Raw genomic sequence first — 13,727 nt, forward strand, 5'->3', positions numbered from 1 at the left:
ATGAGCGCGTGCCGACGAACTTCACGCCTGACCCGGCCCGGGTGCGGGTCCCCGCGACCAGCGCCAACCTGGGGCCGGGTTTCGACGCCCTGGGGCTCGCCCTGGGCCTGCACGACCACGTCGCCGCCGAGGTCACCGCGCGCGGCGTGACGGTGAGCGTCACCGGCGAGGGGGCGGGTGACCTGCCCGGCGACGAGCGGCACCTGGTGGTGAGCGCGATGCGGGCGGCCTTCGACGAGCTGGGCGCGCAGCCACCGGGTCTGGCGGTGGAGTGCGTCAACCGCATCCCGCAGGCGCGCGGTCTCGGCTCGTCGTCGGCGGCGATCGTCGCGGGCGTGCTGCTGGCCCGGGCCCTCGTCGTGGACGGGGAGCGGCGGCTGGACGACGCGGCCGTGCTCCGGCTCGCCGCCCGCATCGAGGGCCATCCGGACAACGTCGCGCCCTGCCTGCTGGGCGGCTTCACGATCGCCTGGACCGAGCCCGGTGGCGCCCGGGCGGTGTCCCTGCCGGTCGCCGACGGCGTCCGGCCGACCGTCTTCGTGCCGGCCGAGCGGGGCCTCACCGCGGCGGCGCGGGCCGCGCTGCCGGCCGCCGTGCCGCACGGGGACGCGGCGCTGAGCGCGGGTCGGGCGGCTCTGCTGGTCCACGCGCTCACCGCGGCGCCGGCGCTGCTGCTCCCCGCCACGGTCGACCGGCTGCACCAGGACTACCGCGCCGAGGGGATGCCAGCCACGACGGCCCTGGTCACCGCGCTGCGTGAGGCCGGTGTGGCCGCTGTGGTCTCCGGGGCGGGGCCGACCGTGCTGGCGCTCACGGAGCCCCCTGCTGAGCTGGATCCGGGAACAGACTGGCAGGTCTGGTCGTTGCCGGTAGAGGCACACGGTGCCCGGGTCGGGCGGGGTAGACTGGGACACGCGGAGCGGGACCCTGTTGCCGCAGGTCGGAAGAGTTGATTACGCTCTAGACTTAGCACAGCCGCGAAGCATGCGATCTTCCTGCGGGGCGGCGCACCCCCGAAGCTTTCGGCGGTAAGCCCGTCACCCCTGCCTAGGCCCACGCCGCACCGCAGTCTCCACAGGTCGCCGCAGACGGCGAGCCCCGTTCACCACGCCGGTGGGTCGGGATAGCGACCGGCTGCTGTGTTACAGACTCCCGCGGCGCGTCACGCGAGGCGGGTGCACCGAGGCCGCCCGGCCACCTGCAGTTCGACTCCGGGCAGTCCCGGCCTATCGAGGGAAGGAATCCATTGAGCGACACCACCGACGTGACGTCGGATGTTTCCAACGTCGCCAGCGATGCCACGACCGCTGCCCCGACCCGTCGCCGGCGCAGCGGCACCGGCCTGTCGGCGATGCTGCTGCCGGAGCTCCAGAGCCTGGCCGCGTCGCTCGGCATCTCGGGCACGGCTCGCATGCGCAAGGGTGAGCTGATCAGCGCGATCACCGAGCGCCAGGGCGGCGGCGCCGCCGCCGGGACCCCTCGACCGCGGGCCGAGGTCGCTGCTGCGGCCGCCCAGGCCCGGGAGGAGGTCCACGCGGAGGTCCGGGATTCGGGCGAGCGACCGGAGGCCGAGCGGCGTCCTGCCGAGCAGCCTGCTGAGCAGCCGGCTGGTGAGACGACCGGGCGGACCCGCGGCCGGCGGAGCCGGGGCGCCGGTGAGGCCCGTGGCGGCGAGGCCGGCGAGACGCGGGCCGAGACCCGGCCGGAGGAGTCCGAGGCCGGCGAGCGCGCCGAGGGCCGGGGCGGACGCGAGCGCGGCGACCGGGCTGAGCGCGGCGACCGCGCCGAGCGGGCTGAGCGTGGCGACCGCGCCGAGCGGGCTGAGCGTGGCGACCGCGCCGAGCGTGGCGACCGCGCCGAGCGCGGTGACCGCGGCGAGCGCGGTGACCGCAACGAGCGTGGCGAGCGTGGCGAGCGCGGTGACCGCAACGAGCGTGGCGAGCGGGCCGAGCGTGGCGAGCGGGCCGAGCGCGGTGACCGCAACGAGCGCGGCGACCGCAACGACCGCAACGACCGCAACGACCGCAACGATCGCGGTGACCGTAACGGGGACCGTGGCCAGCGCGCCGAGCGCGACAACGACGGCGACGAGGACGGCGAGGGCGGCGGCCGGCGCGGCCGGCGCAGCCGCTTCCGGGACCGCCGCCGCGGCCGCGGTGAGCGGGGCGACAGCGGCGACGGCGGCCGCGAGCCGCAGGTCGGCGAGGACGACGTGCTCGTCCCGGTGGCCGGCATCATCGACGTTCTCGACAACTACGCCTTCGTGCGGACCACCGGCTACCTGGCCGGCCCGAACGACGTCTACGTCTCGATGTCCCAGATCAAGAAGTACGGTCTGCGGCGCGGTGACGCGATCACCGGTGCGGTCCGTGCGGCCCGGGACGGCGAGCAGCGGCGGGACAAGTACAACCCGCTGGTCCGGCTGGACACCATCAACGGGATGGAGCCGGACGAGGCGAAGCGCCGTCCGGAGTTCTACAAGCTGACCCCGCTGTACCCGCAGGAGCGGCTGCGGCTGGAGACCGAGCCGCACATCCTCACCACCCGGGTGATCGACCTGGTCATGCCGATCGGCAAGGGCCAGCGGGCGCTCATCGTGTCACCGCCGAAGGCCGGTAAGACGATGGTGCTGCAGGCGATCGCGAACGCGATCACCCACAACAACCCGGAGTGCCACCTGATGGTGGTGCTGGTGGACGAGCGTCCCGAAGAGGTCACCGACATGCAGCGGTCGGTGAAGGGTGAGGTCATCGCGGCGACGTTCGACCGGCCGCCGCAGGACCACACCACGGTCGCGGAGCTGGCGATCGAGCGGGCCAAGCGCCTCGTCGAGCTGGGCCACGACGTGGTCGTGCTGCTCGACTCGGTGACCCGGCTCGGCCGGTCCTACAACCTCGCGGCGCCGGCCAGCGGCCGGATCATGTCGGGTGGTATCGACTCGACCGCGCTGTACCCGCCGAAGCGGTTCCTGGGTGCGGCCCGCAACATCGAGAACGGCGGCTCGCTGACCATCCTCGCCACCGCGCTGGTGGAGACCGGGTCGATGGCGGACACGGTCATCTTCGAGGAGTTCAAGGGCACCGGCAACGCGGAGCTGAAGCTGGACCGGAAGATCGCCGACAAGCGGACCTTCCCGGCCATCGACATCCACCCGTCCGGCACGCGCAAGGAGGAGATCCTGCTCGCGCCGGAGGAGTTGGCCATCGTCCACAAGCTCCGGAAGGTGCTGCACTCCCTGGACTCGCAGGCCGCGCTGGACCTCCTGCTGGACCGGCTCAAGCAGTCGCGTACCAACATCGAGTTCCTGATGCAGATCGCGAAGTCGACGCCGGGGGAGTGACCCGGTAGATCGGGACGAGGGGGCGCGGCCGTCGGGCCGCGCCCCCTCGTCGTTCCTCCTCCCAGTAGCCCAAGCGGACCAGGCGACAACCCTCGCCCCACGCCCTTTGCTCTGCGTCAACCGACGCAACAGATCTGGCGCGGGAATGCGGCGGCGATGGACCGCCGGTCACGAAGTTTTCCTTCGGTTCAGACGTCAGCTATTGAAACTTCTATTCGTGACCGGTTGACTGTCGTCCATGCGTACCCGCAGTCGACCCGCCCGTCTCGCCGGCGTCCTGCTGTTGACGCCGCTGCTCGCCGCCGGGGCCGTTCCGGTCACCGCCGGCGCCGCGCCGGCCGTACCCGCTCCCCTCACCGCCGCCGAGGACGCCCCGCGCGCGTCCTCGTACCCGGCCGCCTCCGTCACGCTGGCTGGCGACCCGGCCGCGGCGACGTCCGCGGCGCGTGCCGCGACCGGCGTCGAGCCGGCCGGTGGTTTGGAGACCACGAAGACGACCCGTCCCGTCGCGCCGGGCCTCCGGCTCACCTCCTTCGACCGGTACGACGCCGACGGCTGGCTGCGTGCCGACGCGCTCACCGCCGACCTCTCCGGCGGCGTGACCGTCGACTACGTCAACTCGGGGGCGGTCAGCCGGGCCGAACCGCTGCGCGTCGCCGCCGACCGCACCCGCGCCGTCGCCGCCGTCAACGGCGACTTCTTCGACATCAACAACTCCGGTGCCGCCCAGGGCGTCGGCATCCGGGACGGCGAACTCGTCCAGTCCCCGGTCAGCGGGCACCACAACGCGGTCGCCGTCACCACCGAGGGGATCGGCCGGGTCGTCGAGGTCCACTTCGACGGCACCGCCACCCTGCCCTCCGGTCCGGTGCCGCTGACCCAGTTCAACAACATGGTCCAGCCCGGCGGCATCGGCGTGTTCACCGCGCTCTGGGGGTCGTACACCCGGGAACGTCCGGTGACCGGCGCCACCCGCGTCACCGAGGTGGCGGTGGTCGACGGCCGCGTCGCCAGCGTCGAAGCCGCGGCCGGCAGCGGGCCGATCCCCGCCGGCACCACGATCCTGCTCGGCCGCGACGCCGGCGCCGACGCCCTCGCCGGGTTGCGCCCCGGCGACCCGGTGACGGTCGCCTACCGGCCGCGGGCCGCCGACGGCGGCAACCTCGAGGCGGCGGTCGGCGGCGGCAACGTGCTGGTCCGCGACGGTGTGGTGCAGAGCATCGCCGACGCCTCGCTGGCCCCGCGGACGGCGGTGGGCTTCACCGCCGACGGCCAGCGGATGATCATGCTCACCGTCGACGGCCGGCAGGTGGACAGCCGGGGCGTCACCCAGACCGAGATGGGCCGGATGATGGCCGAACTCGGCGCGCACAACGCGCTCAACCTCGACGGTGGCGGCTCGTCGACGCTGCTGGCCCGCGAACCCGGAGCGGCCGCGGTGCAGGTGGAGAACAGCCCGTCCGACGGCACGGAACGGGCCGTCCCCAACGGTCTGGCCCTGTACGCGCCGGAGGGCAGCGGCCGGCTCACCGGGTACTGGCTGGAGACCGCGAGCGACCCCACCCGCGCGCCCGGCGTCTCGCCGGTGCGGGGCGGCCGGCCCGACCGCGTCTTCCCCGGCCTGACCCGCCGGCTCACCGCCGCCGGGTACGACGAGACGTACGGGCCGGCCGCCGGGGACCCGAAGTGGCGGGCCAACCCGGCCGTGCGCGGTGTCGTGTCCGGCGCGGGCCTGTTCCGGGCCGGCCTGCCGGGCCAGGTCACCGTCACCGCCTCGCGGGGCGGTGCGCACGGCACGCTCGACCTCACCGTGCTCGGCCCGCTGCGCCGGATCGACTCCACGGTGGACCGGGTCGGCCTCGACGGCACCGGGGGCAGCGGCGTCTTCGGCGTGGTCGGCTACGACGCCGAGGGCAACACCGCACCGATCGAGCCCGCCGACCTCACGCTCGACTACGACCGGGACCTGCTGCGGATCACCCCGACCGACGACGGCAACCTGTCGGTGACCGCCCTGCGCGACACCGGGTCCGCACTCGTCACCGTCCGGGTCGGCGGAAGCAGCACGGTCCTCCCGGTGACCGTCGGGCTCACCGACGTACCGGTGGCCACCTTCGACGACGCGGCCGCCTGGCGGTTCAGCCAGGCCCGGGCCAGCGGCTCCGTCGCGGCGGCACCGGGCCGCACCGGCACCGGCCTGCGGATGTCGTACGACTTCAGCCAGTCAACCGGCACCCGGGCCGCGTACGCCGACCCGCCCGCCTGGATCGAGGTGCCCGGCCAGCCGCAGGCGTTCGGCATGTGGATCCACGGCAACGGCACCGGCGAATGGCCCAGCCTGCACCTGCACGACGCGCAGGACACCCAGCACGTGCTGCGCGGCCCGTACGTGACCTGGACCGGCTGGAAGTACGTCGAGTTCAACGTGCCCGCCGGCGTGCAGTACCCGGTGCGGATCCGCCGCTTCTACGTCGCGGAGACCAACGCCGCCGCGCAGTACCGCAGCGAGGTGGTCATCGACGATCTGGTGGCCAAGGTGCCGCCCGCCGTCGACGTACCGGCCGAACGGCCGCGCACCGACCGGGTGGTCCTGCGCGACGGCACGGTGGACGTTGAACCATGGCGGTTCGCGGTGCTCTCCGACGCGCAGTTCGTGGCGGCGAACCCGGACAGCGACCTGGTCGCCCAGGCCCGCCGTACGCTCCGCGAGGTCAAGGCCGCCCGGCCGGACTTCGTGGTGGTGAACGGGGACTTCGTGGACACCGCGTACCCGGCGGACTTCGCGCTCGCCAAGCGGCTGTTCGACGAGGAACTGGGCGGAGAGGTGCCCTTCTACTACGTGCCGGGCAACCACGAGATCATGGGCGCCCCGATCGACAACTTCCGGGCCGTCTTCGGTGACACGGAACGGGTCTTCGACCACCGGGGCACCCGCTTCGTCACCTTGAACTCGTCCACCGGGACGCTGCGCGGCGGCGGGTTCGACCAGGTCCGGATGCTCCGCGAGGCGCTCGACTCGGCGGCCGGCGACCCGGCGGTCGGCTCGGTGGTCGTCCTGCACCACCACCCGCCCCGCGACCCCAGCCCCGCCGAGGCCAGCCAGCTCGGCGACCGGAAGGAGGCGGCGCTGCTGGAGCAGTGGCTTGCCGACTTCCAGCACCGCACCGGCAAGGGCGCGCTGTTCGTCGGCGGGCACGTCGGCACGTTCCACGCCGACCGGGTCGACGGGGTGCCGTACGTGATCAACGGCAACGCCGGCAAAGGCCCGTCCAGCCCGGCCGACCAGGGCGGCTTCACCGGCTGGACGGAGTTCGGCGTGGATCCGGTCACGGCGGCCGAGGCCGACCGGGCGCGCCGCGACCCGCTCGCCGAGGGGCCCGGCTGGGTGTCCGCCGAGTTCCACGCGCACGTCGACGACCTGACACTGGACGTCCCCGACACGGTCACGGTCGGCGCACCGGCGACGGTCAGCGCGACGCTGACCCAGCCCGGCGGGCGGACGGTGCCGGTGGCGGCGCCGGTCAGCGCCGACTGGACCGGCTCGACCAACCTGCACGTCGGCCCGATCCTCGGGGTCCGGCCCTGGCACGCGGCCTGGTTCGACCCGGCCACCGGCCGGCTGACGGCGCTGCGGCCCGGCGCGACGGTCACCCTGACCGTCGACGTCAACACCGCCCGCACCAGCGAAACGATCACCCTGAGGTGAAAGGAAAGGCCCCCTCTTAACGCCTGGGGTAGGTGAAGGGCCCCCTGTTAACACCTCACGCGGAGACCCGCGCCGGACCGGTGCGGGTCTCCGCGTACCTCAGAAGTCGCCCTCGGCGACCTGGAACACCGTGAGACCCAGGTCCCGCCACATCCGTACGACCTGCATCCGGTCGTCGAAGACGCCGACCACCCGGTACCGGTCCTTGACCTCGCGCTCGTAGATCTCCCGCTTGACGATCGAGTCCTTGCGCGAGTCGCCCAGCGCCCGCAGGTGCAGCGCCAGATAGGGGACCTTGACGTGCCGGGCCAGCCACGCCTCCGTGGCGGCCCGGGCGGAGGCGTCCCGCCCGGAGCAGAAGATCACCCCGTACCCGGCGGCGTGCATCGCCCGGACCGCCGCGATCACCGCCGGGTTCGGTGCGTCCGCACCGACCCGGCTCATGTCGTACGGGCTGCGCGAGACGTTCAACGCCACCGTGCCGTCGATGTCCACCAGGACGATCTCCGGCGGCTCGGCCGACGGCGGGTGGACGGTGGCCGCCCGGCCGGTCCGGGCCTGCGGCACGGGAAGCGGCAGCGTGCGCCCCGCCAGGTACCGCTCGTGCAGCCGCCGGATCGCCGCCTCGCCCACCCGGTCGGACTCCGGGCGGGCGGCGTCGCGGCGCAGGCACTCCTCGAGCGGTACGTCGGTGAAGTCGTGCACCTCGAACTCGGCCCCGTGCCGGGCGGCCAGGTCGGCCCAGTCCCGCAGCGTCCGGGAACGCAGGTTGGTGTCGTCGACGCAGACGTCCGCCCGAGCCTTCAACAACGCCTCGACCTGGGCCCGCTGCACGGCGGTCACCTGCGCCTCCGCCCACTGGGTGAAGAGCCGCTCGCCGTGCAGCATCCGGCGCAGGTCGTCCCGGTTGACCCGGACCACGGACGGTTGCAGGGTCCGGGCGAACGTGGTCTTGCCGGAGGCGGGCAGTCCCCGGGTGGCGATCAGGCGGGCCATCAGTCACTCCGTGTCGTACGTCGGATCGGCCATGGGTGAATGCCCGGCGGCGGGCCGGGAATGCGGAAGCACGGGCGTACGTTGTCGATGCCGGACCCTCTGTGCGGCCCGACTGCCGGGTCGGCGTACGCCCATGGCACACTGGTCAATCGGCCACCGGTTCCGGTTCACGCCCGCATCGTCGCGCACGGTGACGAGGGCGACCCGGCGACCATCCACGAGAGGACCGAGGCGACATGAAGCCCAACATCCACCCGGAGTACGTGACCACCGACGTCACCTGCTCCTGCGGCAACACCTTCACCACCCGCAGCACCGCCAAGGGCGGTTCCATCCACGTCGAGACGTGCAGCGCCTGCCACCCGTTCTACACGGGCAAGCAGCGCGTCCTGGACACCGCCGGCCGGGTGGCGAAGTTCCAGCAGAAGTACGCCAAGGTTCAGGCCAAGAAGGGCAAGTAACGTCCCGTTCGGCGCCCGCGTCCGGTTCTCCACCGGGCGCGGGCGCCGTCCGTATTGCGACCCCGGGGAAGACCCGATCCAGCGCCGTCGTCGAAGGAGCACCGTCCATGAGCAGTGAGCGTCTGGCCGCCCTCCTCGACGAGTACGCCGAGCTGGAGAAGCGGCTGGCCGATCCGGCCATCCACGCCGACCAGAACACGGCCCGCCGGGTCGGCCGCCGGTACGCGGAGCTGGTGCCGCTGCACAAGGCCGCCGCCGAGCTGGAGCAGGCCCGGGCGGACCTGGCGGCGGCGAAGGAGCTGGCAGCCGAGGACCCGGCCTTCGCCGCCGAGGCGGAGGCGATCGCGGGCACCCTGCCGGCCCTGGAGGAGCGCCTCGCCGAGCTGCTCATCCCGCGCGACCCGCACGACGCCAAGGACGTCATCGTGGAGATCAAGGCGGGGGAGGGCGGCGAGGAGTCCGCGCTCTTCGCCGGTGACCTGCTGCGCATGTACACCCGGTACGCCGAGCGGCGCGGCTGGCTCGTCGAGGTCATCGACGCGCAGGACTCCGACCTGGGCGGGGTGAAGGACGTCTCGCTGGCGATCAAGACCAAGGGCGTGCCGGAGGGCGGCAACGGCGTGTGGTCCCGGCTCAAGTGGGAGGGCGGCGTGCACCGGGTGCAGCGCGTCCCGGTGACCGAGTCGCAGGGCCGCATCCACACCAGCGCGGCCGGCGTGCTGGTGCTGCCGGAGGCCGAGGAGGTCGACGTGACGATCGACCCGAACGACCTGCGCATCGACGTCTTTCGCTCGTCCGGACCGGGCGGCCAGTCGGTGAACACCACCGACTCGGCGGTCCGGATCACCCACCTGCCGACCGGCATCGTGGTCTCCTGCCAGAACGAGAAGTCCCAGTTGCAGAACCGCGAGCAGGCGATGCGCATCCTGCGGGCCCGGCTCCTGGCGGCGGCGCAGGAGCAGGCCGACGCGGCCGCCTCGGACGCCCGCAAGGCGCAGGTGCGGACGGTGGACCGCTCGGAGCGGATCCGCACGTACAACTTCCCGCAGAACCGGATCACCGACCACCGGATCGGCTACACGGCGTACAACCTCGACCTGGCGCTCGCCGGTGACCTGGACGGTGTGCTGGACGCGCTCGCCGAGGCCGACCGGGCCGCGCGCCTGGCGGGCGACCCGGAGCTGGCCCGGCGCTGACCGACCAAGCGTTGCACGGCGAGTGTTAACAAGGGGCCCTTCCTCTACCGGAGGCGTTAACAGGGGGCCCTTCCTTGCACCTCAGGAGGCGCGGGGGTGGCTCTTCGCGCGCAGCATCTCCCGGTCGGCGGCCTCGAAGGCGGCACTCAGCGCGTCCCGCACGCCCGGGCCGCCGGCGGGCACCTCGGCGAAGCCGATGCTGACCCCGACCGGGGTGCCGGGTACGAGGGACTCCCAGTCCTCGGTGCGGACGGCGGACTCGATCCGTCGGGCCACCTCGGCCGCCTCGGTCATCCCCGCGCCGGGCAGGACCACCACGAACTCGTCCCCGCCGTAGCGGGCCACGAAGTCGCCCCGCCGCATCACCCGGTTGACCACCCCGGCGACGCGTTGCAGGACCAGGTCGCCGGAGTGGTGGCCGTGGCGGGTGTTCACCGCCTTGAACCCGTCCAGGTCGCAGACGCCGATCACCACCCGCTCGCCCCGGGCCAGCACGGTGCCGATGTAGCGCTCCAGGCGGCGCCGGTTGGGCAGGCCGGTGAGCGGGTCGGTCAGCGCCTCGCCCTCGTAGCGGGCCGCCTCGCGGCGCATCTCCTCGTGGTCGATGCGGGCGGCGATGCCGTCGATGTAGACGTCGCGCAGCCGGTCGTTGCGCTGCGCGGCGAGCCGGAACGCCAGCCGGTCGGCGCGGTGCGCCGCGGCGTGGTCGCCGGCCCGGCTCAGGGCGACGCTGCGCAGCCGGGCCGGCTCGGCCCCGCCCAGCGTCTCGCTGGAGACCTGCACCGCGTCCAGCCGGGTGACCGCCTCGATGGGGCGGCCCTCCGCGATGGCCAGGCACACCTCGCCGAGCTGCCGCATGTCCCGGGCCCGGGAGCTGTCCCCGCCGTGGCCGAGCAACCGGGCCGGGGCGGCGTCCGTGCCGACCTCGAGCCGGTCGCCCAGCGCCGCCCGCCGGGCGGCGGCGTAGCCGTACGCCGCGAGGCTGCTCGGGCGCAGCCGCCCGGCCCGCCCGGTGCGCAGGAACCGTTCCAGGTCGCCGGCCACGTCGCGGAGCACCCGCAGGCAGCCGTCGCTGTCGCCGTTGTGGTCCAGCGCCACGGCGTTGCGCAGCCGGATGCCGGGGGCGGCGAACGTCTCCTCCGGGATACCGGCGGTCGTCGCGAGCTGCCGGGCCCGCTCGATGGCGCCCAGGGCGTACCCGTGGAAGCTGAGGTACGAGTAGGCCATCGCCAGGTCGTGCCAGCCCCAGGCGGTGTCCCGGTCGGGGTCCTCGACGGCTCCGAGCGCGCGGGCGGCCCGCACCAGGTGGGTGACGCAGCGGTCCAGGGCGCCCTGATGGTGGGCGGCTAGCGCGGCGAGCGCGTTGAGGTGCCCGTGCAGGTACGGCTCGGCGAGGTCGCGGACGGCGTTGGTGGCCTCCTCGATGGCCCGCGTGTACTCGGCCGTGCGGCCCAGGTTGAGCACGGCGGAGAGGCGCTGCACCAGCGCGTCGGCGCGGGCGTACCGGTCGGTGGTGGTGGCGAGCACCTGCTCGAGGATCGCCCACGCCTCGGCGGAGCGGCTCGACTCCTGCAGGGCCCGTGCCCGTGTCAGGGCGTCGACCTGGTCGCCGACCCGGTCGAGCCAACCCACCCGCGACCTCCCGTCGGTGTGCGCCTGGCCGCACCGGCTCGTGCCGGACCGCCGCGACGCTTCATGATTATGTCGTGAGCACCCTGCCGCGACACCCGTCCGAAGGGACGAACCGGGAGCGGTCCGCCCCGGCGATCGCCCGCGCGGCCCGGCTGCTTGCCGACGCCGGTGTCGAGGGTGCGCGGGGGGAGGCGGAGCTGCTGGCCGCGTACGTGCTGGGGGTGCCGCGGGGGCGGCTGGCGCTGGCGGACGGTTTCACGTCGGCGCAGCGCGACCGGTTCGACGCCCTGGTGACGCGGCGGGCCGACCGCGAGCCGTTGCAGCACATCACGGGGGTCGCGGCCTTCCGCCACCTGGAACTGGCGGTCGGTCCGGGCGTCTTCGTTCCCCGTCCGGAGACCGAGCTGCTCGCCGGCTGGGGCGTCGAGCAGGCGCGTCGCGGCACGGCGCCGCTGGTGGTCGACCTGTGCAGCGGCTCCGGGGCGATCGCGCTGGCGGTGGCCCAGGAGGTCCCGGCGGCCCGCGTGGTGGCGGTGGAGGGCGCCCCGGAGGCGCTGTCCTGGTTGCGGCGCAACGCCGCTGACCGGGCCGGCGCGGGGGACCGGCCGGTGGAGGTGGTGGCCGCCGACGTCACCGGGGCGGACCTGCTCGCCGACCTGGCGGGCCGGGTGGACGTGCTGCTGTGCAACCCGCCGTACGTTCCGGCGGAGGTGGTCGTCCCTCCGGAGGTCGGCCGGCACGATCCGGCCGGCGCCGTCTTCGGCGGCGCCGACGGGCTGGCCGTGATCCGGCCGGTGGTGGCCCGGGCGGCGGTGCTGCTGCGCCCGGGCGGCGTGCTGGGCGTGGAGCACGACGACACGCACGGCGAGGTGGTGCCCCGGCTGCTCACCGACGACGGCCGGTACGTCTCGATCGCCGACCACGCCGACCTCACCGGCCGGCCCCGGTTCGTCACCGCGACGCGGCGACCGGCGGACGGCTAGCCCGCGCGGGGCGGTCCGGCCGCCGGCGCGCCCGGCCCGGACGGGCGGCCCGCACGCCGGTCGTGCCCGGGCGTGGCAGACTGCTTCCTCGTGATGCTCTACGACTGCCGGTCGCCCGCCGACCGGGACCGCGGCATCGCGGCGGCCATCGAGGCGGTCCGCAACGGTGAGCTGGTCGTGCTGCCGACCGACACGGTCTACGGTGTCGGCGCGGACGCGTTCACCCCGTACGCGGTCAAGGCCCTGCTCGACGCGAAGGGCGGCCGGCCGGCGCCGCCGCCGGTGCTCATCGGTTCCCGGCACACCCTCGACGGCCTGGTCTTCTCGCTGCCCCGGGCGGCCCGCGACCTCGTGGAGGCGTTCTGGCCGGGCGCGCTGACCATCGTGGTCGAGCACTCGCCGAGCCTCCGCTGGGACCTGGGGGAGGCGTCGGGGACGGTGGCGGTGCGGATGCCGCTGCACCCGGTGGCGCTGGAGGTCCTTCGGGAGACCGGCCCGATGGCGGTGGCCTCGGCCAACAAGACCGGCCAGCCCGCCGCGACCACCGCGGAGGCGGCGCGCGACCAGCTCGCGTACTCGGTGCGCGCCTACCTGGAGGCCGGTCCCGCCGTGGATCCGGTGCCGAGCACCATCGTGGACCTGACGGGTGAGGTGCCCCAGCTGGTCCGCGCGGGTGCCATCGGGCTGGACCGGCTGCGTGAGGTGGTACCGGACATCGCCGAGAGCCGGGTGGCCTGAGTGCCTCCGTTCACCGTTCTGCACGTGTGCATGGGCAACATCTGCCGTTCCCCGATGGCGGAGCGGCTGCTGGTCCTGGCTGTCCGGGAGCGGCTCCAGCGGCGCGGGTCGGATCCGGCCGGCGCGGACGACCTCCTGCACAGCCACAGCGCCGGCACCGGCGGTTGGCACGCCGGCGAGGAGATGAACCCACCGGCGGCCCGGCAGGTCGCCGCGCGGGGCGGCAGCGCCGAGGGCTTCGCCGCCCGCAAGTTGCGCTCGGACCACATCGACGCCGCCGATCTCGTGCTCACCGCGACGGCCGACCAGCAGGAGTACGTGGTCGCGCTGCGTCCGGACGCGGCGTCCCGCACGTTCGTGCTGGGCGAGTTCGGCCGGCTGCTCGCCGCGGTGGACGCGGCCGACCTGCCGCCGGCCGAGCCGACACCCGAGGCCGTGTACGAGCGGGGCGTGGCCCTGGTGCGGGCGGCCCACGCCGCCCGGGCGGGTGCCGGCCCGCTGCCGACCGACGATCTCGACGACCCGTGGGGCCGGGGCGACCAGTGCTTCAGCCGGGTCGCGGACGAGATCGAGGAGACGGTCCACCCGTTGGCGGGGGCGTTGCTGCCGTAGGCGGGGCGTAACCCACCCGGGTTACCCGGCGGGCGAACGAGGCGGACAAGAGGCACATTCAGG

The 13,727-nt window shown here is 74.3% G+C and carries 9 protein-coding genes and 1 pseudogene; 8 read left to right on the top strand and 2 right to left on the bottom strand.

Annotation, left to right across the window (positions count from 1 at the left end; all coding sequences use genetic code 11):
- Positions 1-8 precede the first annotated feature (8 nt).
- From thrB to ABTW87_RS28180, 3 genes are all read left to right on the top strand, one after another.
- Positions 9-953 carry a homoserine kinase gene (gene thrB, locus ABTW87_RS28170; protein ID WP_350654231.1) on the top strand — a complete coding sequence of 315 codons (945 nt, stop codon included), beginning with the start codon at positions 9-11 and terminating at the stop codon, positions 951-953.
- A 293-nt stretch (positions 954-1,246) separates the two neighbouring features.
- Positions 1,247-3,340 (top strand): transcription termination factor Rho, encoded by a 2,094-nt coding sequence (rho, locus tag ABTW87_RS28175; protein ID WP_350654233.1) that lies wholly within the window; start codon positions 1,247-1,249, stop codon positions 3,338-3,340.
- 238 nt (positions 3,341-3,578) lie between these two features.
- On the top strand, positions 3,579-7,046 hold the full coding sequence (locus tag ABTW87_RS28180; protein ID WP_350654235.1) for a phosphodiester glycosidase family protein: 3,468 nt from the start codon (positions 3,579-3,581) through the stop codon (positions 7,044-7,046).
- A gap of 99 nt (positions 7,047-7,145) precedes the next feature.
- Here the strand turns inward: ABTW87_RS28180 and ABTW87_RS28185 are convergent, their stop codons facing one another.
- A complete protein-coding gene (locus ABTW87_RS28185) occupies positions 7,146-8,042 on the bottom strand; it encodes a phosphatase domain-containing protein (RefSeq protein WP_350654237.1) in 897 nt (298 codons plus the stop codon).
- A 236-nt stretch (positions 8,043-8,278) separates the two neighbouring features.
- Between ABTW87_RS28185 and rpmE the strand changes: the two genes are divergently transcribed.
- On the top strand, positions 8,279-8,503 hold the full coding sequence (gene rpmE / locus ABTW87_RS28190) for a 50S ribosomal protein L31 (protein WP_109900196.1): 225 nt from the start codon (positions 8,279-8,281) through the stop codon (positions 8,501-8,503).
- A gap of 107 nt (positions 8,504-8,610) precedes the next feature.
- On the top strand, positions 8,611-9,699 hold the full coding sequence (gene prfA, locus ABTW87_RS28195; RefSeq protein ID WP_350654239.1) for a peptide chain release factor 1: 1,089 nt from the start codon (positions 8,611-8,613) through the stop codon (positions 9,697-9,699).
- Between the two features lie 81 nt (positions 9,700-9,780).
- Here the strand turns inward: prfA and ABTW87_RS28200 are convergent, their stop codons facing one another.
- Positions 9,781-11,331: a GGDEF domain-containing protein gene (locus ABTW87_RS28200; RefSeq protein ID WP_350654241.1), complete on the bottom strand. Its 1,551-nt coding sequence runs from the start codon at positions 11,329-11,331 to the stop codon at positions 9,781-9,783.
- A 74-nt stretch (positions 11,332-11,405) separates the two neighbouring features.
- On the opposite strand from ABTW87_RS28200, the gene prmC reads away from it, so the two are divergent.
- From prmC to ABTW87_RS28215, 3 genes and pseudogenes are all read left to right on the top strand, one after another.
- Positions 11,406-12,314 (top strand): peptide chain release factor N(5)-glutamine methyltransferase, encoded by a 909-nt coding sequence (prmC, locus tag ABTW87_RS28205; RefSeq protein ID WP_350654243.1) that lies wholly within the window; start codon positions 11,406-11,408, stop codon positions 12,312-12,314.
- 62 nt (positions 12,315-12,376) lie between these two features.
- Positions 12,377-13,052, top strand: a pseudogene (locus ABTW87_RS28210) (L-threonylcarbamoyladenylate synthase).
- Positions 13,053-13,664, top strand: a complete 612-nt coding sequence (locus ABTW87_RS28215) for an arsenate reductase/protein-tyrosine-phosphatase family protein (RefSeq protein ID WP_350654245.1) — start codon at positions 13,053-13,055, stop codon at positions 13,662-13,664.
- Positions 13,665-13,727 lie beyond the last annotated feature (63 nt).

This window comes from Micromonospora sp. NPDC126480 (genome assembly GCF_040302465.1).
Classification (GTDB): domain Bacteria; phylum Actinomycetota; class Actinomycetes; order Mycobacteriales; family Micromonosporaceae; genus Micromonospora.